Origin of the sequence: Mycoplasma seminis, assembly GCF_030718845.1 — a bacterium.
Classification (GTDB): Bacteria; Bacillota_I; Bacilli_A; order Mycoplasmatales; family Metamycoplasmataceae; genus Mycoplasmopsis; species Mycoplasmopsis seminis.
In genome coordinates this window covers 579,088-598,445 of sequence record NZ_CP132191.1, presented here as the reverse complement: position 1 = coordinate 598,445, position 19,358 = coordinate 579,088, and the positions used below count along the sequence as shown (strand labels likewise).

Below are 19,358 nucleotides of genomic sequence, written 5' to 3'. Positions count from 1 at the left end.
TTACCTCCTATTTATCTATATCTTTTAAAATATTAGCGACATTTTTTACACTAATAGCACTAATACGTTTATATCCAAGTAATTCTAAAGCGATTTTAGCTAATTCATCATAATTAATTTCAGTATTAAATTCTTTAGCTTTTTGTAAGAAGTCTCTTCATTCTTCGTCATGTAAGTTACTAATATCTCTTTTATCATTGTCAAAAGGCAATTTAAAGGTAATTTTAGCATTTGAGTTCATTTTGTAAGCATATCCATAGACAACTTTAAATGTACTTCCATCCAAAATACGTGAAATATTTTTGGTATTAGTATAAATTTTTGCAACAATATTGTTTAAATCTTTTAAAGAAATAAAATCAACATTGTTTTTAATGTAGTCAGCTTTTTCACCAACTAGTTTTAGTCTTTTAAGTTCTTTAATATTAATTAATGGTTCAAATAAATCTCTAAAGTCTGTTTTTACAGCTTGCTCAATGATGTTTTCATCTGAAACCATTTCTTGTCTTGGCTTAACTTGGCCTAAAGAATTAATATGTTTTTTAATGAAATTATTTAATTGTTCAAGTTCTAAATCTTTATTTTTGAATCAATCAGTTGATCAAATTCTATAAATTAATCATCCTCTTGCTTCAAGTACATTGCTACGAAGGAAATCACGATCTTTAGCAACTTTAGAAGTTGCGAAAGTTGTTCCGTCGCACTCTAAACCTAGTACATATTTATTTTGACTAGGATCTCAAATTGCTAAATCAAGTTTAAAATCACTTGCTCCAACGTTGCTATGTACTTGATATCCTAATGAGGTTAATGCATCTTGAACTTCTTTTTTAAACGCTTCTGAAGCTGAAGTTTTTTTGTTTCCAGATGTAATTCCTAATTCAGCATTTCTTAAAATATCTTTTAAAAATACTACTCCACGTGCAGGAACTCTATGTGTATCAATATCTGTGAATTTTAATGATGAAATAATAAACATTGCTTCTTTAGCACGAGAAACTGCAACATTAAGACGTTTATAACCACCTGCTTGGTTTATTGCTCCAAAGTTATGTGAAACTTTACCTTGTGCGTTAGGTCCAAAACCAATAACAAGTAGAATTATGTCTCTTTCATCACCTTGCACATTTTCAATGTTTTTAATAAAGAATTTAGTTGCTGATTTAGGACTGAAATAAGCTTTGTATTTATCATTATCTTTTAAGTAATTGTTTAGTTGTTTTTCTAAATAATTAGCCATAGTGATATTTAAAGTAATAACTCCGATACTTTTTCTATCGCCAAATTTATCAATAATTTGAGTTAATTTTTTAATTGTTGCATCAGCATCAGCAACATTTTGTTTATCTTCATAAATACCTTTAGTATAAATGAATTTAAGACCATTAAATGGATCTTTATCGCTTACATTAGGGAATGAAACTAGTGAATTATTATAAACGCTATTATTTGAACAATAAATTAAAGATTCATATTTTGAACGATAATGTCATTTTAATGAAATTGATTTTAAAAATGAAGCAGCAGCCGAAAGAATTGATTCATATGCATCTAAATCATAGATGTTATCATCTTCAAGCGCATCGTCTAAATCAACTTTTTCCTCAAAGAAGTTTGTCGGTGGTAATTGTTCAACATCACCACAAATAATGTATTGATCAGCTCTAAAAATTGAACTAAGTGCATTTTCGGTTTTAATTTGACTAGCCTCATCAATAATTAATACATCAAATTTAACATCTGAGTCTTTAAGATAGGTTGAAACAGAAAGTGGAGACATCATTAGACAGCGTTTCATTTGTAAAACTGCATCTGATGCTTCGAGCATAATGTTTTTAACTGATTTAAATTTTCTTGATTTAGCCGCTTCAGCTTTTAATAGTAAATAACTTTTTTCAGTACCTAAAAAGTTAGGTGTTTTTTCACAACAAGCTTGTAAAGCATTGTTGTAGGCATTTTTATTCAAGACTGCAAGATCTTTTTTGTATCTTTCGTGTAAATCTTTTAATTTAACAAAATCACCAGCAAGATTATTTTGGATTAAAATATTTTTAATATTACTATTTGCATAAGCTCATTTAAATGTATTTACAAATAATTCTTCATATTTACCTGATTGTAAGAAATGAAGGAAACTTTCAAGTCCATATGAGTTAAGTTTTAATTCACAATTATTTTTGTTTAAAATAACATATCCAGAGTTTTGTTCTTTAATTAATTGATTAATAAAATCAATAATAGTAAAGTAATTTGTTGCTTCTAATTCAACTTTAAAGTTTTTAAATAATTCTTGATAAGAAACTTGGATACTATCAACTAAGTCTTGGAAATTATCAAATGAACTACGAGCTACAGGAGCTACTTCTTTGGTATAGTTAACTGCAAAGATAAATTCAGAATCATTAAATTGATTTTTAAGTGATTCAAAGTTTACAATTAAGTTATTTACTAAAGGAATATCTTCGATATTGAATTCAAAACTTAAGTTAGGAATAATGTTTGCAATATTTTTAAATGTTTTAGTTGCTTTTAAACTTCTTTTATAGAATTTTTTAGCTTGTTTATAGTTTAAAAGAGGTGCATTAGTATTAAAATTAGTTTCCTTTAAAATTGCTTTTTGTTCTTTATATTTTTTAGAAAAAGCTCTATAAAATCCATTTGAGTTTGCTTTTAATCATTGTTTTAAAAACTCAATATTTCTCTCATTAATTGATGGAGTAATATTGCTTGCATTTAGTGATTTTGAGATTTTATTGTATTGTTTAGCAGTATCTTTAAGATATTTAATTTCATCATTAAAACTGAAGTTATTCTTCTTATTTCAAGTTGTTTTCGTTAAAATGAAAGCAATATTTTTAATCTTTTCAATTTCTTTAAATAAATCATTATTTTTGATAAAAATAAAGTCAGAGTTACCTAATAAATAATTAATTTGATTTAAGTTATTTTTTAAGGTATTTAAATTGTTCATTAAGTTATTAAAATCAATTTCATAACTATGGTTAGCTAAAAATCATTTTGAATTAGAAATATTTTTAAAGTTCCCAAGTAAGCTTTGGTAGTTTTTCAAAATATCGCAAATATCTCTAACTTCATTTTCATCATAACTTCTTGGAAAACTAAATGATTCAGAAATAGGTAAATGTTGTTTGATTTCTAAATAATTATTAAATAAGGTAAAAAGAGGTATTTTATTTGTTTCACTATCTACTAGAATATTTTCATAATCATTAATTAAATTTACATAATCAGAAATGTTTTTAGACATTTCAGTTTTAAATTCTTGATTAATTTTATTATAAGCTTTAGTTTGCTCATAATCACTTAATAATTTTTTAGCAAATTGAGTATTGTTATCATCGCTATGTAATCTAAGAATAAATTTATCAAATCCTTTAGCTGATAATGTGTTGTATACAACATCAACAGCTGCAGTTTTTTCAGCAACAAAAAGAACCTTTTTACCACGAGACATTAATTCTGTAATAATGTTTGAAATAGTTTGTGATTTTCCAGTTCCTGGAGGACCTTGTAACACAAAACTATGTCCTTGAATTGCTGCTTGGATTGCTTTTTCTTGAGAACCATCTGAATCTAAACAATGGTAGTAATCTAAATAATCAATTTTTTCATCAATATCTTTATCTGAAATTAGTTCAAAGTCAAAATTACTTGCTTCTCCATTTAATTGTTTATAAAAAGGAGAATTAAATAATTTCTTTTTATTTTGTTCTAAATCATTATAGATAGAAATTTTTGAATAAGTAAATACTCCTAAAAATGAATTAACTTCAAAAGAAACATCTTGCTTTATGCTTTTAGGTAAAAACTCAACAATACTATTTAAGTTTTGAATTTCTTTTTCCAATTCATCAAGGTTATCAATTGAATCTAAAACTTGTTTTAAGCGAGGTAATAAATCAAACCCATATTCATTTTTAAATTTAAAAATTAATGTGAAATTAGGTTCAATATTACTGAAATTAAAATCAAGTAAATATTCATCTTTTTCTTTTCACAAATCACAGTTAAATGTAAATAAAGGAGAATTTAATTCATTTTTATCTCTATCAACTCATTTAATGCTTCCAAATGTTATATTTAAAAGATTAATACCTGTTTCTTCAATAGATAATGAATTAATCTTAATAAACTTATTAAGTAGCTTAGCTATTTCATCTTCTCTTCAAATTTCAGTAACTATATAGTTTTTATTTTCTTTAAGTTTTTCATCTTTTGCTACTATACGGTAGGGGTTTTCGTTTCTTTTGATTATTTTAAAGATTTCAAGAAACTTTTCTTGCTTTAGTTTAACTAAATTATTTTTAGTGGATGTATCAAGTAATTTATTTAATATATTTTCAAACATAAGACCTCTTTATTATTGTAAAAAATAACTTTAATTATTACATAATTAAAGTTTATCAAAGTTTAATTTTTTTGTAGGTATATTTAGAAAAAAATAAGGTAAAAAATAGGGTATTTCCAAAGTTATGAGGCAAACAAAAAGCAAGCAGAAGCTTGTGATATTTATTCTATTACTAATTTATAGAAATCGTTACCTGTAAACAATGAAGATAAGCTTCTAAGAGCATTTACTTGTTCCTCATCTAATGGTGAAAATTCATCGTTAAATTCAACGTTATTAAATGATATGTAATGACTTACTAAGGCTTTAAGTTGATCAATATTTATTTGTCCTCATGGTAACATAGGCGGCATTTGTTGTATTAATGGTGCTAATGAATCTAAAAATTCATTTATTGCTTTAGTTAAATTTTTAGAAAATTGTTCTAAAGTTAAGTTCTTGTCAAATGTTATTTTTACTTTAAGTGTTTGCTTAATAGTTAAAACTGCATTTTCTTTGTTCGCTTCAGCTTGTTTAAATTCAAGGTTGCTTGAAATGAGTTTTTCTGAATCTTTTTTACTTTTCTCAATAGATTTAGCAAAATTATTTAAATCAAAAGTTGTTTCACCGCCATCAATGATTTTTGCATTTTTAAAAATATTATTTTCATTAACTGGATTAGTTTCACTTGTTGGAAGTTTAAATCCTGTTAAAAGATCTTTAATTGTTGCAAGAACATTTTTACCATTTATTGAAATTTTAAGTAAATCTGCTGGTAATGTTGTAATTGTTTTAACTATATTTTCAAGTAAGTTTTGAGATTGTTTATTATTCGCAAATGATCCAGCAAGAGTTATTTTGTCAATAAGTTCTTTGAAAGAAGTTTGCATTTTTAATTGTTCTTCTGGTAATGATTTTAATACTTCTTCGTTTGTAGAGGTATTCATTGCTGCAACAATGCTAAAAGATATAGTTGTTTTCTTTTTATCTGAAAGCATAAAGTTTGATAAATCATTAAAAATTGATACTAATTTATCCACACTTTCTGTTCCTGCATCTTGTGTAGTAACATAAAGTCCCTTATCATTTTTTACAATTAATTGTTTTTGAGGTTTTTCTTGGTTGCTACATGAAATAGCTGCAATTGGTAAAGCAACTGCACTGGTGCATCCTAAGGTTAAAAGTAAAGTTTTAAACTTTTTCATATTCGTTCTCCATTCTTAATATATTTTTTATTTATTTAATAAAATTATACATTGAAATTTTTAGGGATTTTTTCGAAAAAATAATTAAATTCTTAAATAATAAAAAAAGTTGTTTAGGATACTTATATAGTCTTATAACAACTTTTAAAAGGTTTGCATTATTGAGCTATTTAATTAAAAATTAAATTCTTTATGGAAGTGTAAAAAATAATTATTTTTAAATTCTAATAATCATTTGTGTGCAAAATCATCAGATTTGTATAGTCTCAATGTTTCAAATATTGCATTAATAAATTCTTTTTCTGATTCGAACTGTGGTTTTTTGTAAAGTTTAAAACCTGAATTAGGTCTTATGTTGTAAATCATATTTCTCTTTATTTGAGTTCTTAAAGGATATTTTTGAGATTTACCTGCGATTTCTCATATTTTTTGTAGTCAAATATCCTCAATTCATATATTTCCTAAAGCATCCATTTCATATCCGAAAATTAAATAATCAGCATATAGTTTAAAAGGATGAGTTTTAATTTCGTCACAGTATGATTCGAAATTTGCTATATCAAATGCTGGTGTTTTTCTAAAATGAAAAGCTTTTATTTCTAATAAATCATTATCATTAGCTTCAGATAAATAGAAATCAGGAGATATTTGTGAATAAATAGGCTCTCTAAAATAATAATTTTTATCAATTAAATACTGTTTCAATCAATATTGAAGAGTGATTCCTACTGTATCTAATGTGGTTAAGACTACTTTTGTATTTGCTAATTCAAAATGAATTCTTCCTTTTGTTTTTTCTCAATCTATACTTTTTAGTTCATTAAATAAATCGACTGCAGTTATTTTTGTTTTCATATTAAAATTATAACATTTTACAAATTCCATTATCCTTATGTAATAGTGCTATAAATTATATTTAGGTAGCATTGCAAAAAATGAAAAAATAAATTGTTTTTTCAAGTATAAATTTATAATATATTTACATTATTAAGAAAAATAAAGAGGTAAAAATGCAAGGCGGAAAAAGAGAAAATTCAGGTAGAAAATTATTACCAGAAAATGAAAAGAAAAAAGGAATTACTATTTATTTGTCACAAGATGATTATCAAAATATAGAATCAAGCATAATTGGGAATTCTTTCTCAAGTAAATGTAATTGAATATTACACTATGGAATAGAAAAATATTTACAAGAACAAAAATCAGAAATAAAATTTATTGATTTATTTGCAGGATTAGGTGGAATTAGAATAGGTTTTGAACAAGGATTTAAGACCCTTGGTTTAAAGACTAAATGTGTTTTTTCATCAGAAATTAAAAAGCATGCAATTGCAGCTTATAAACATAATTTTAATGATGAAAAAATATTTGGTGATATTACTAAAATTTCAACAAGCGAAATACCTGATTTTGACTTTTTACTAGCCGGATTCCCATGTCAACCTTTTTCTTCTGCAGGAAATAGACTTGGTTTTAATGATACACGTGGTACTTTATTTTTTGATATTGAAAGAATTTTAAAAGATAAACAACCTTATGGTTTTATTTTGGAAAATGTTGAAGGTTTAGTTACTCATGATGGAGGTAATACTCTAGCTGTTATTATAAATTCATTAAACGATTTAGGATATATCACAAATTATGAAGTTATTGATTCTGCTAAATTTGGCCTAGCACAAAGCCGTAAAAGAATTTATATAGTAGGAGTTAAGAAAGGTTCAATTGACCTTCACCAAAATTTCATTTATTCAACAGCAAGTTTTCAAGATATACAAGAAAATATACAATTAGAAAGCAAATCTGATTTTGTGACTAAATTGTTGCAAAATTATTCTCCTAAAGAGTTATTTGGTAAATCCATAAGAGATAAAAGAGGGGGCAGCGATAACATCCATTCCTGAGACATAGATGCAAAAGGAAAAACGACAGCTAAACAAAAAGAATTATTAAATACTCTTTTAAAAGAAAGACGTAAGAAAAAATGAGCCGAAGAAATTGGTATTCCTTGAATGGATGGAATGCCTTTGACATTAAAACAAATTCAAACATTTTACAATGATGATAATTTACAAGAGATGTTAGATGATTTAGTTGATAAAAAATATTTAGTTTTAGAACATCCAAAAACATTAGTTGATAATAAGCGTGTATATGATGAAAGCAAACCTATGGGTTATAACATTGTGACTGGTAAATTATCTTATGAATTTTCTAGAGTTCTAGATCCAAGCGGTATTACACCTACATTAGTTGCTACAGATATAGAAAAAATAGGTGTGTACGATAATGATAATATTAGAAAACTCACTATCCGTGAAGGACTAAGATTATTTGGATTTCCTGAAACATATTCATTAGAATTTTTAAAATATCGAGAAGCATTTGATTTGTTAGGAAATACTGTTTGTGTGCCTGTGATTAAGCAAATAGCTCAAAAGCTTGCAGCTAATTATAAGCAGCATAATAAAGAAATAAAAAATAAATAAATTAATGTCTATTTTTAGATAAACTACTATAATTTTTTTAATTATTTAATTTAAAGGAGCAAAATGAAAAAAACAGTATTAATTGTTATTGATGGGTTAGGACTTAGAGAAGAAAAGCAAGGGAATGCTTTTGCTTTAGCTAATACCCCTACATTTGATAACTTACTTAAAAATTATCCAAACTCAGTTTTACAAGCTTCAGGAGAATTTGTTGGATTACCTAAAGGACAAATGGGAAACTCAGAAGTTGGACACTTAAACATCGGAGCTGGAACTGTAGTTTACACAGGGCTTTCATTGATTCAAAAAGCACTTGATGATGGTACTTTTAAAGATAATAAAGCTTTTTTAGAAGCTTTTGAAGCTGTTAAGAAAAATAATAAAACATTACATGTAATGGGACTTTTATCTCCTGGTGGAGTTCACTCACTTGAAGATCATTTATTTGAATTATTAGAATCAGCACATCAACATGGTGTTAAAAATGTTTCAGTGCATGTTTTTGGTGATGGACGTGATGTTGCGCCTAGAAGTATTAAAGCTTCACTTGAAAAATTAGAAAAAATTACTCAAGAATATGGTTATAACATCGCTTCAGTTGCTGGAAGATTTTATGCAATGGACCGTGATTCTATGTTTGATAGAGTTGAAAAAGCTTATGAAGCAATTTTAGGAAATTCAGAAAACAAATTTACTTCTGCATTAGCTTATGTTGATGAACAATATTCACAAGATATTTCAGATGAATTCTTTGTTCCAGCAATTAATGCTAACTTAAGCAAAGAAAACTTTGTTCAAGATGGTGATTCAATTATTTTCTTCAACTTTAGACCTGATAGAGCAAGACAACTTACACACTTATTTATTGGTTCACCTTTATACCAAGTTAAACCTCAACACCCAAGAGCAATTGATAAATTTGTTTCAATGATGAAATATGAAGGAATTAATACAATTATTGCTTTTGATGAAATGCAAATTACAATGCCGATAGGTAGAGTGCTTGAACTTGCGGGTAAAAAACAACTTAGAATTGCTGAAACACAAAAATATGCCCATGTAACATACTTCATGGATGGTGGAAATGATATTGAATTCAAAAATTCAAAACGTATTATGGTTGATTCATTAAAAGTTGAATCATATGCTGATGCACCTCAAATGTCTGCTGAAGGAATCACAGATGAATTACTTGCTAATGCGCTTGATTTTGATGTAACTATTATGAATTACGCTAACCCTGACATGGTTGGACATACAGGAGTTTTATCAGCTGCAATCCAAGCAGTAGAATTCTTAGATTCACAAATTGCTCGTGTTATTCAATGAGCACAAGCTAATGACGTAACTGTATTTATTACAGCAGACCACGGGAATGCTGAAATTACAGAAGATGCAAATGGTAAACCTGCTACAAAACACACCAGCTCACCAGTTATGTTAGTTTGTTCAGATAAAAGTGTTACACTTGCGGATGGAAAACTTGCTAATGTAGCGCCTACAGTGCTTGATTACATTGGTGTAAAACAACCTAAAGAAATGGATGAAAAATCATTATTAATTGTACTGAACCCCTAATTTTGTACCATTAGATTTTCAAAATCTTTTCTGTACTCAATTGGGTTTTTCCTTTCAATCTAATTTTAATTCTTTTATTGTTATAAAAGTCAAGATAGTCAAATAATTTTTCCACAAAATTATTAAGATTTGTGAAATTGTTTTTGTTTGGGTAAAAGAATTCCAATTTTATTGTTCCAAATAAGGATTCAACTAATCCATTATCCGGACTATTTCCTTTTCTTGACATACTTTGGATAATATTGTTAGCTTTTAATAAGTTAACAAAATATTTATGTTGATAATGTCAGCCTTGGTCTGAATGAATTATGCAACCACTTAAATTTCTGCTTTTAATTAATGGTTCAAAAGTATCTTTTATTAATTGTAAATTAGGACTCAATGAAACGGCGGCTGATAAAATTTCACCATTAAATCCATCTACTACTAAAGATAAATAAACCTTTAAATCATCAAAAAGTTTAAATTCTGTGATATCTGTAAAAAGCTTTTCTAAAGGTTTCTTGCTTATGAAATTTCTTTGGATTAAATTATCTGCAATTGGTCCTATTTGTCCTTTGTAAGATGAATATTTCTTATGTTTTCTTCTATAAACGACTAAATTAAGTAATTTCATTAGTTTTAGAACCTTTTTATGATTTACATTAATACTTCTGTTGTGTAATTCCATAGTGATTCTTCTGTAACCATAAGTTTTGTTACTTTCTTCAAATATCTTTTGAATTGTTTCTTTTAATTCAAAATCCTTATCAATAGGAGTTAAAAAATGTTTTTCTCAATAGTAATAATGAGATTTTCTTATTTGCGAAGCAGCAAATAAATCAACTAATTTGAATTTTTCTTTATTTTCAAAGATTGCTTGCGCTTTTTCTTTGACGGTTGCTTCAGTCGGCTTTGAACTATCCTATCTAAAGTTGCGAAATATGCTTTTTCAGCTTCTAGAAGTTCAATTTTTCTTTCTAAACTTTTAACATATTCTAAGTCGATTGTTTTTTCTTTGTTTTTGTTTTCTTTACTCATAATTAAATTATAGTAATTTTTCTTTTTAGCAACAACTTTCATTGCAATACTAATATGAGTTGATAAATTCAAATCTACACAAGATTGAAAAATTGTTTTTTCATGATGAATAATCTTATCGATTTCTTCATCAATAACTCATTCATCATAATCTTTAATCGAAACAGAATGTAAATAATCATCAATTGTTTTTGATTTTAAATAGTAATTCACATAATAATAAATCATGGGATTTTTCAGTTTACGCTTTTTATGAATTCACATAATTTGAGTTTAAATTCCTTAAATTCAAACATATTTTGAATAATCATTTGTTTTTTCATATACATTTGCACCCGTTATTGAATGAAGGTACAAATGCAAAATTAAAACATCGGTTTCCTACTAATTAGTAAGATTCCGATGTTTTTTCGTCTCCTTAATGTAAAATAAGTGTGTAAATTCAAAAATACTAAAGGAGGCACTATTATTATATGCTATCAAACGCAAAACATTACCAAAATAATTTAATTTGTTTGAAATTTAGAGCTAAATCTAGAAATTCAAAATACTCAACTGAATTTACAACTCGTTATAGTCATTACGTCTTAAGACCGTATTTAGATAAATCAAAACTTAAGATGTTAAATACTAAAATTCAAAATATCAAACAGTATTCACCTAGAGAATTTACAATAGAAAAAATGAAAGATTTGTTCAATAAATTAAAAGATGAATGAAGTCTTTTAGAGATTTCAAGACAAATGTCTTGTGATATTAAAACCATTAGGGAACAAATTGAAAAAGCATCTGAGGAGTATAGAGTCCAAACATCATTATTCTGCAAAATTTGCAAAAGACATGTTGGTGCTTTTTCGTACCTTTCAATAAACGAATGAACCAAATCAAAAATCTATACAAGAGAAAATACCTTGGATGGAAAAAGAATAACATCATTAGAAAAATGAAAACCATTACACGAATTTACGCAAGATTTAATTTCCAAACATAAAGAATATAGAAGTTTAACAACAGCCGAAAAGAAAAGACTAACAAGCGAACAACTTGTTTATTATAGAAAAACTTCGTTGCAAAAAATATTAGATAAGTTTGAGGATTATGTAAAAGAAAATAATCTACAAAATGTTTTTATTCCTACCGTACAGGGCTTTTATGAATATATCGACAGATATTATGTTGATTTTGAATATAAAATACTTACTTTAAAAAGAAAGTATGGAATCGCAAAAAGCAGACTAAAGAAACCTAAAAAAGCAAAAATTAAATCTAAATTAAAATTTGCAAAAAGTGTTCACGAGCGTTCAGAAAAAATAAATATAAGAGAAGAATTTGGACACTATGAAATAGATACTGTTCAGTTCAAAAAGACAAGTAAATATTGCTTAGTTACATTGCTAGAAAGAAAAACTAGAATGTTATTTGCGATGTATTCTAAAAGAGATGCAGTCTCCGTCAGATTAGCGCTTGAAAAGCTGATATGCAAATATAGCTTGAAAATTCTAACTTTAACAATGGACAATGGTTTAGAAAATTCTGAACTTCATAAAGTAAAATCCATAAAAGAATTTTATGTATGTGACCCTTATTCTTCATGACAAAAAGGAAGTTTAGAAAACGCACATAAAGAGATTAGAAAGATTATTCCAAAAGGTTATGAACCACAGTTTATTTGTGAAAATTTCATATTTGAATTAATTGATTTAATTAATAAAGATAAACGAAATTATTACTTTGAAAATAGTCAATATCCAGTTAGAATTTCACCATTTGAATTATTTAAAAATTACACAAAAATTTAAAAAATTGGCTCAAAAAATAAGCCGAAACGACCCTGTCGTGTATTTTAACATACCCATTTTTTAAAAACTTGATAAAATTTAAAAAGAATTTTCACATTTTATGAAATTACACATTAAGTAGAAAGCCAATCTTTTAATTAATCATGAAGGTACAAATTTTGGGGTTCACTACAAATTAAATAATTTTCATGTTAAAATAGATAATATATTTAAGTTAAAATTACGTATTTACTTATTTTAAGCTATACGTAATTTTTATTAATTTTAAGGAGTGAAAAATGAAGAAAAATAAGAATAAATTATTTAAAAAAACTAGTAAACGTTTACTTATTTCAGCTGCTGCGTTAGGCGGGGTTATTTTAGCCGGACCTATAGCTTGCAAGAAACCAGTAGAATCAAATACTTCAAATAATTTACTTATTTCAAAAGTTTCTGCTTTAATACAACAATATAGCCAAAAAATAAATATAATCAGTCAAGATGTAAAAGATTCATATCTTAAACAATCACATAATTATTCAGTCATATCTACAATTAAACCTGAATTATTACCTACTAAAAGTATTGATGAATTAGTACAAATTCAAAATCAAATAGAAACAGATTTAAATTTAATTGACAGCATTAGTAAAGCTTCACAAAATATTGATGAACCTATTCAAGATAATAGCAATATTTCAGGTGAACTTCTTAAGAAAGCTAAAAATTTATTAGAAGTATTTAACACAAAATTAAATATGCTAAATGAATACCAAAAGACATTACATGAATATGTTGCACATGTAAGTATTTTTGTTAATACAAAATTAAATGGATTTAGTTTCGATTCCTTAATTAATGATTCTGAAGTCCAAGAATTTATTGACGAACTAGAAAATAACATAGACTTCTTAGATATTCTTTTAAGTAAAGAAAATATTAATGATTTAAAGAAAGATATCAATAATTTCCAAACAACTATGAATCAAAAAATAGCTTCACTTAGTGAATATCAAAAATCACTTCCTGAAGTCCAAGAATTTTTAAAAAACAAAGATTTTACTCAATTTAATAATAATGATTGGAATTCTCTAGAAGCTATAGATGAAGCTAAAGAAGTAATTCGTAAATATGAAGCATACATTAAAGAAATTAATGCATTTTTAGAAAAAACTCCCGAAGGTGATAAGAAAAAGAATTTAATTGAAAATATCATCAACTTGCAAGCTAAATATTTAGATGAATACAATACATTAACTGAAATGCAAAAAAATCACAAAAATGCAAAAAAACTTCATTTAGATTTTGCTAATAAATCGAAAAATGATCTTCAACTTTCAAATACTGATCATTTAGAAGAAATTTCAAATTTATTAAATAATGAACTTATAAATGAAATTCCGAAATTAAAATCATTAGAAGATCCTGAAATAGCTAGAAATAAAGAATTACAAAAAAATGTTGAAGTAGCAAGAGAAGAATTCGAAAAGATAGAATTAAAATTATCTAATTTTCAAAAAGAATATCCTGATTTTAAATCTTTAGACTATGAAAGATTAATTAATTCTAGAACAACAAGATTAAGCAATTCAGAACTTGATGAATTATTAAAAGATTTACATAATGCTATTGAGGTGCTAAATAAATTATCTAAAAAAGATGATCCTACAAAAGAAATGGATAAAATAATTAAAACTTTAATTCCAGATGTAGTTAATAAGAAAAATATTTTTAGTTATGACGTAAAGAAAAAAAATATTATTTTCCCTAAATATGACACTAAAAAATACGAATTAAAAATTATTTCTTTAAGTCCATTTGGTCCAGCAGGGTTAAAAGTCAAATATTCATTAATATTAAAAGAAAATCCATTAGCTCATGTTGAAAATGAAGAAACTATTGCTCCATTTAAAAAAGATCCTAGCCTTAAAACATATCAAGATTTAAGAAATGCTTCTAGTTACATGTACAAAATGTATTTAAGACTAAATGATTATCAAAAATCATTACCAGAATACAAGAATTTTAATGCAGAATTAATGAAATATGATGCATCCAAAGCTATGAAACAGGCTGAACATGATGAAATTCTTAAGCAATTTAATAGCAATACTGAGCTTTTAATAAATTTAGCAAAAATTAAAGATCCAAATCAAAAACCTTACACTGATTTATCTGATGATAATGTTAAAGAATTTAAAAAATTTGAATTTAACGAATCAAATACAAATACAAAATATAAAAAAACAACAATTAATGATTTAAATAGTTTTAATACTTCTAAATTAGAAATCCTTAATAAATATTCACGTTTAGAAGTTGCAAATAATGTTCCAACTGGTCATTCAAAATATCAAGATATTCCACAAGCTCCTGATTACATGGGATTAAATAATAATTGAAGAAGTTTAGATTCAAAATTCGCAAAAGAAACAAATTCAAAAACTGCTGAAGAATTAAATGAAAATATTAAAAAATGACAAAGAGAAATGAATTTAAATGATGCAGATGATTCAGTAGATCCAAATATGAAAATTTCAGGTGTAGATAAAAAGTATGGTTTTTGAACTTGATTAAAAGAAGAAGTTATCTTAGATAAAATTTATAATAAGAAATTAAATAAACACCCAGCTATTGATCATATGTTTGGAGATTTATCAGTTAAACCTACACAACAAGCGGCTAATGCTAATTGAACAATTTCTCCAACATTTTTTGGTGTTTTAGCTAGTGGATTATATGCTCCAGCTGGTGAAGTAATCACAATGCGAATTCCTCAATCTCAAGTAGAAATTGTTAAAAAAATGAATCTGGAAATTCAAATTGGAAAAGAATTCTTAAGAGGTGAAATCGGTGAAAATACTCGGGGTTGGACAAATTTAAGATTACCAAATATGACAACATATTTCAGCTTAAATCTAATGCTAAATGAACCTAAATGACATAAAGATGTTGAAATAAATGGAACACAATATGTAGAAGTTAAATTTGGCTCATCATTTGGAGGAACAATATCATTAAATAACATGAATAAAATGCGTTATTTTATTGATTATTCAAATGATGAAGATATCACATTTAATATCTCAGGAGCTATTCAAAATTTACATTATCAATTAGGAATTACAACTCCACAACAATGAGAAGACATGATTAAAAATACTAGAACACCAGTATTTACAGCTGTGAGTGATAGTATTTCAGGATTTATGCTAGCATATGATTCAAAAGGTAAAGATATTGCTTATGAAAGTGCTAAAAAACAATTTGATAAAAATGGACATTTACCGTTTGATTATTTCTCTAAAATAAGTGAAGCAACAAAAACATCAAGATATATGAATAATCAAGATAGAAATAGACTTGATAAAAAAGGTTGAATTCAATATTGATTAATTAATGATGCTCCTATGAATATTTATGCATATAATGCAAGTACACACTTTGTTGGTCCTATTGGATTTGGGCATGAAATGCTAGTGGATAGTGATGATACATTTTCTCCTGTATCTAACTGAGGATTTATGCATGAATTAAATCACTCATATGAATGAGATATGTTTGCTAATAATAAACCTGGTGAAACTATCAATAATGTTAATAGTGTAGTTGAATATCAATTATTTTCTAATACAACAGCTCAAAGAAGAGAAGATTTTCCAACTGGTATAAACCAATGAGGTTGAGGTCCTAGAGCTATTCCGTATACTAATATTAAAAAAGAAACAGCAAATTCTGCTGAAGGTTTAAATACAACAAATCAATGAGATGCAATTTTTATGTTAGCTGGTACACTTGGGCCTAAAAATTGAATTGAATTTGCAAGATTGCAAAGTTTATATATGAGACAAAAAAATGATTTCTTTACATTAACTGTAAATGATCCTGAAATTGCTAGCATAATTACTGACTATAATAAATATGGAACATTATCGACTCCTTATTTACTTTCGCTAGTTTCTGGTGCTGATTTAACACAGTGATTAGAAAAATCCGTATTATTCGATTTAATTATTGAAAATAAAAATTCTTCAAAAGAAGAAATGTTGCAAAAATGAGCTCAACTTAAAAGCATAATTCAAAGAAGATATCAAAAATTCGCTCCATTTTCAAACATGTATGCTTCAGGTAACTTTATTAAGCAAAAAGATGGAACTTGAATTTATGGAGGAGATGCTATTAGACCTTATGAAGTATCATTTGATGTTCCGACTATTTTTGATATGAATAAGTTCACAACTATTAGTAATCATCAAAATCTAGTTGTCCCAATTATCGGAGCTAAAGTATTAAATACCCCTTCTAGTGGTACTATTTCATATCCACAACCATATTTAATCAAATATACACCAAATAAAGGTGTGAAAATCAATGATATGGATTATTTAGAAGTTGAATTAACTGATGCTAATGGAGAAATATACAGAGTAGTAATTAGACCGTTATTTGGACCATTTAGAACAACTAATTCAACATACAGTATTACTAAATATGAAGTTCCTCATAACTCATGATTTGAAATTGATAATAAATTAGTACCTTGACAAACTGATGCTGGAGATTTAAATCAAATGTCTACATTACAATTTGATACTCCTTTATTAAATAAAAGTGAAGCAACAAATAATAAAATTAAGTTCTTTGAACAGTTTGATGAAATTAAATCTCAATGTATTAAGGATTCTACTACATCGGTAAAAGAAATAGCTATAGGACAAGATCTTTCATTGAAAAATTTAGAATTTAATAATGAAAATGAAATTATTAGATTAAAAACTACATTTATAGCTCAAAATACAGGATGACATAAAGTTCATTTAAGAACGAATAAACCAGTTCAGTTATTTGTTACTATTAAAAATAGACAAACTAATGAAACTAAAGTGGTTTACGCAAGAGATTCGAGAAATCCTGATTATAAATATGGATATTCATTATGAACTGATGGATCACTAGGATTTGAATTAACTCAAGGACTTGTATATGATATTAATGTTTATGCTTTAATGTCAAGTACAGCTTATTTTGATGAAAATCAAGCTCAAGGTTTAGATATTACAAATATAGAAATCCTTAAATTAAAGAATAAAGAATCTGATAATTGAGGTGGAAGTGCATTAGAATTTTTCAACAACATGTTACCGAAAACACTATCACATGGATTTGAAACAGCTGAGTTATTCAATAAATATGGAACTGATTTATTCAATACAGCTAAGGAATATAGAAAGAGATTTTACTCTTGAGGAATTGAAAATCTTGATTTCTTAAATTATGACTTTTCTACATGGAAAATGGCTTGATATGATGAAAATGGTAAAAAAGACCCTAGCCAAATGTTTAATATAGGAAAAAATGTAAAACCTGGAACATGAATTTATGCTGGTCCAAAAAGAGAAAAAGATACTTCTATGCCTATGGAAGTGTGAAATATGTTCCAAGAAAGTTCTAAGCCTGATAATTTTATAATTAATGATAAGGATATAAAAGAAGTTTTAATTTCTTGAGAAACTCAAAAACCATTTTTTGCTAGTGGGTTTAATTATAATAATATAGGTAATATTAAATATAGACCTAATAAAGTTGAAATTTACCAAGCAAATGATGAAAACCATGCACAAAATAAATTAATTTGATCTGGTGAAATAAAAGATTGAAATATCGCTGGTGCAAATAACAATAATTTTGGATTAAATAGAACCTTAACATCATTTAATGATACGTATTTATTTAATGGAAAAATAACTATTAAATTTATTTTTGATAAATCACAGTATCAAAATATTCCAAATAGTAATAATGAAGAATTTATTAGAATTTCTCATTTTAACTTTGTTTTCAATAATCCACAATATGACTTGCTTGTAGGTGTAAAACACAAAGATGTTACATATAATAATTTAGAAAATGTTGAATTTTCACATCAAAATACTAGAGTAGATCAAGTTAAGGCTACATTAAAAGGTCAAGGAACTAAAATGACTGTAGCGCTTAATGAAAATATACAAAGAGTTATGCTTTTTGGAGATAAAACTCAAGATTATAAAGGTATTTATAAAATAACAGTTTTAGATCAAAATGACGCAGAATTATTTAAAACAAATGTTTGAGATACTACTGCAAGTTCAAAAGCAATATACAATGTTCCGTTTATTGAAACAACTAATTTACCAAAAGGTAAAAAGACTCTTATTATTGAAACAACAAGCGCTGATAGCAATTTACCTATCCAATATGTTGCTTTAAAGAAATTTGATTTATATAAATAAAAAAGTCGGTTTAATTACCGGCTTTTTCGTTTGTTCTTGTAAATAAGGTTGTTTGGTATGAATTACCATAAACTTTATATAGTTGTTCACGGTATGAAGTTATCTGATGTGGATGTTTACTTTTATCACTTCCATCAATTAAATTATACGTTTGAACCACTGAATGAGTTTTATTTGAATAAAACGGTCTATTTAAACTAAAGGCAATTGAAAGTGCTGTATGTAATGTGATTCATTTATTTTCATCATTTAAAACTCTAGTTGAACTAGTTTCATGACCCAGTACTAGTCCTATAGGTAAATTTGCTTCATTAGTCATCATTGAACCACTAGCTCCACCTAAGACCTCGCTATTTTGAAAAGTACGATATGCTAAACCATAAAATAAAGCTTGTTGCTCATTATTAAATTGTAACCCATGTGTACGATTAGCTTCACCATTATCTTGATCTATAACAATAAAAGGATTGTGTGTATATCCACTAATAGTGTTTCCTAAAACATTCATTTTATTATTAGCAACATTGTACATTACTTTATTTTCTCTTTGATTCACAAATGGATATCCAGCAAAGTATTCAGCTGATGGTTGTGTTGAATACTTAATATCACCAAAATATTTCTTAATATCATTTGAAAGGTAGTAGACCAAATGTTGTGTAATCACTCCAAAT

The 19,358-nt window shown here is 26.4% G+C and carries 10 protein-coding genes; 4 read left to right on the top strand and 6 right to left on the bottom strand.

Annotated elements, in window-relative coordinates:
* Window positions 1-7 precede the first annotated feature (7 nt).
* From Q8852_RS02590 to Q8852_RS02580, 3 genes are all read right to left on the bottom strand, one after another.
* Window positions 8-4,369 (bottom strand): PDDEXK-like endonuclease domain-containing protein, encoded by a 4,362-nt coding sequence (locus Q8852_RS02590; RefSeq protein ID WP_305937624.1) that lies wholly within the window; start codon window positions 4,367-4,369, stop codon window positions 8-10.
* Between the two features lie 161 nt (window positions 4,370-4,530).
* Entirely contained in the window at window positions 4,531-5,553 is a 1,023-nt protein-coding gene (locus Q8852_RS02585; protein WP_305937623.1) for a hypothetical protein, read from the bottom strand.
* A gap of 174 nt (window positions 5,554-5,727) precedes the next feature.
* A complete protein-coding gene (locus tag Q8852_RS02580) occupies window positions 5,728-6,408 on the bottom strand; it encodes an NgoBV family restriction endonuclease (RefSeq protein ID WP_305937622.1) in 681 nt (226 codons plus the stop codon).
* Between the two features lie 155 nt (window positions 6,409-6,563).
* Here Q8852_RS02580 and dcm point away from each other — a divergent pair, with 155 nt between their 5' ends.
* Both dcm and gpmI read left to right on the top strand, forming a co-directional pair.
* Window positions 6,564-8,039 carry a DNA (cytosine-5-)-methyltransferase gene (dcm, locus tag Q8852_RS02575; protein ID WP_305937621.1) on the top strand — a complete coding sequence of 492 codons (1,476 nt, stop codon included), beginning with the start codon at window positions 6,564-6,566 and terminating at the stop codon, window positions 8,037-8,039.
* A gap of 63 nt (window positions 8,040-8,102) precedes the next feature.
* Window positions 8,103-9,617, top strand: a complete 1,515-nt coding sequence (gpmI, locus tag Q8852_RS02570; protein ID WP_305937620.1) for a 2,3-bisphosphoglycerate-independent phosphoglycerate mutase — start codon at window positions 8,103-8,105, stop codon at window positions 9,615-9,617.
* Window positions 9,618-9,627: 10 nt separating this feature from the next.
* On the opposite strand, the gene Q8852_RS02565 is transcribed toward gpmI, so the two are convergent.
* Complete coding sequence (locus Q8852_RS02565) at window positions 9,628-10,437, bottom strand: IS3 family transposase (protein WP_305938405.1); 810 nt, start codon at window positions 10,435-10,437, stop codon at window positions 9,628-9,630.
* 5 nt (window positions 10,438-10,442) lie between these two features.
* Window positions 10,443-10,901 carry a hypothetical protein gene (locus tag Q8852_RS02560; protein WP_305937606.1) on the bottom strand — a complete coding sequence of 153 codons (459 nt, stop codon included), beginning with the start codon at window positions 10,899-10,901 and terminating at the stop codon, window positions 10,443-10,445.
* 209 nt (window positions 10,902-11,110) lie between these two features.
* On the opposite strand from Q8852_RS02560, the gene Q8852_RS02555 reads away from it, so the two are divergent.
* Together Q8852_RS02555 and Q8852_RS02550 are read left to right on the top strand one after the other, a co-directional pair.
* Window positions 11,111-12,436, top strand: coding sequence for an IS30 family transposase (locus Q8852_RS02555; RefSeq protein ID WP_305937619.1), 1,326 nt, complete (start codon window positions 11,111-11,113; stop codon window positions 12,434-12,436).
* A gap of 278 nt (window positions 12,437-12,714) precedes the next feature.
* Entirely contained in the window at window positions 12,715-18,684 is a 5,970-nt protein-coding gene (locus tag Q8852_RS02550) for a M60 family metallopeptidase (protein WP_305937618.1), read from the top strand.
* Window positions 18,685-18,694: 10 nt separating this feature from the next.
* Here Q8852_RS02550 and Q8852_RS02545 read toward each other — a convergent pair whose 3' ends face one another.
* Complete coding sequence (locus Q8852_RS02545; RefSeq protein ID WP_305937617.1) at window positions 18,695-19,351, bottom strand: DUF31 family putative serine protease; 657 nt, start codon at window positions 19,349-19,351, stop codon at window positions 18,695-18,697.
* Window positions 19,352-19,358 lie beyond the last annotated feature (7 nt).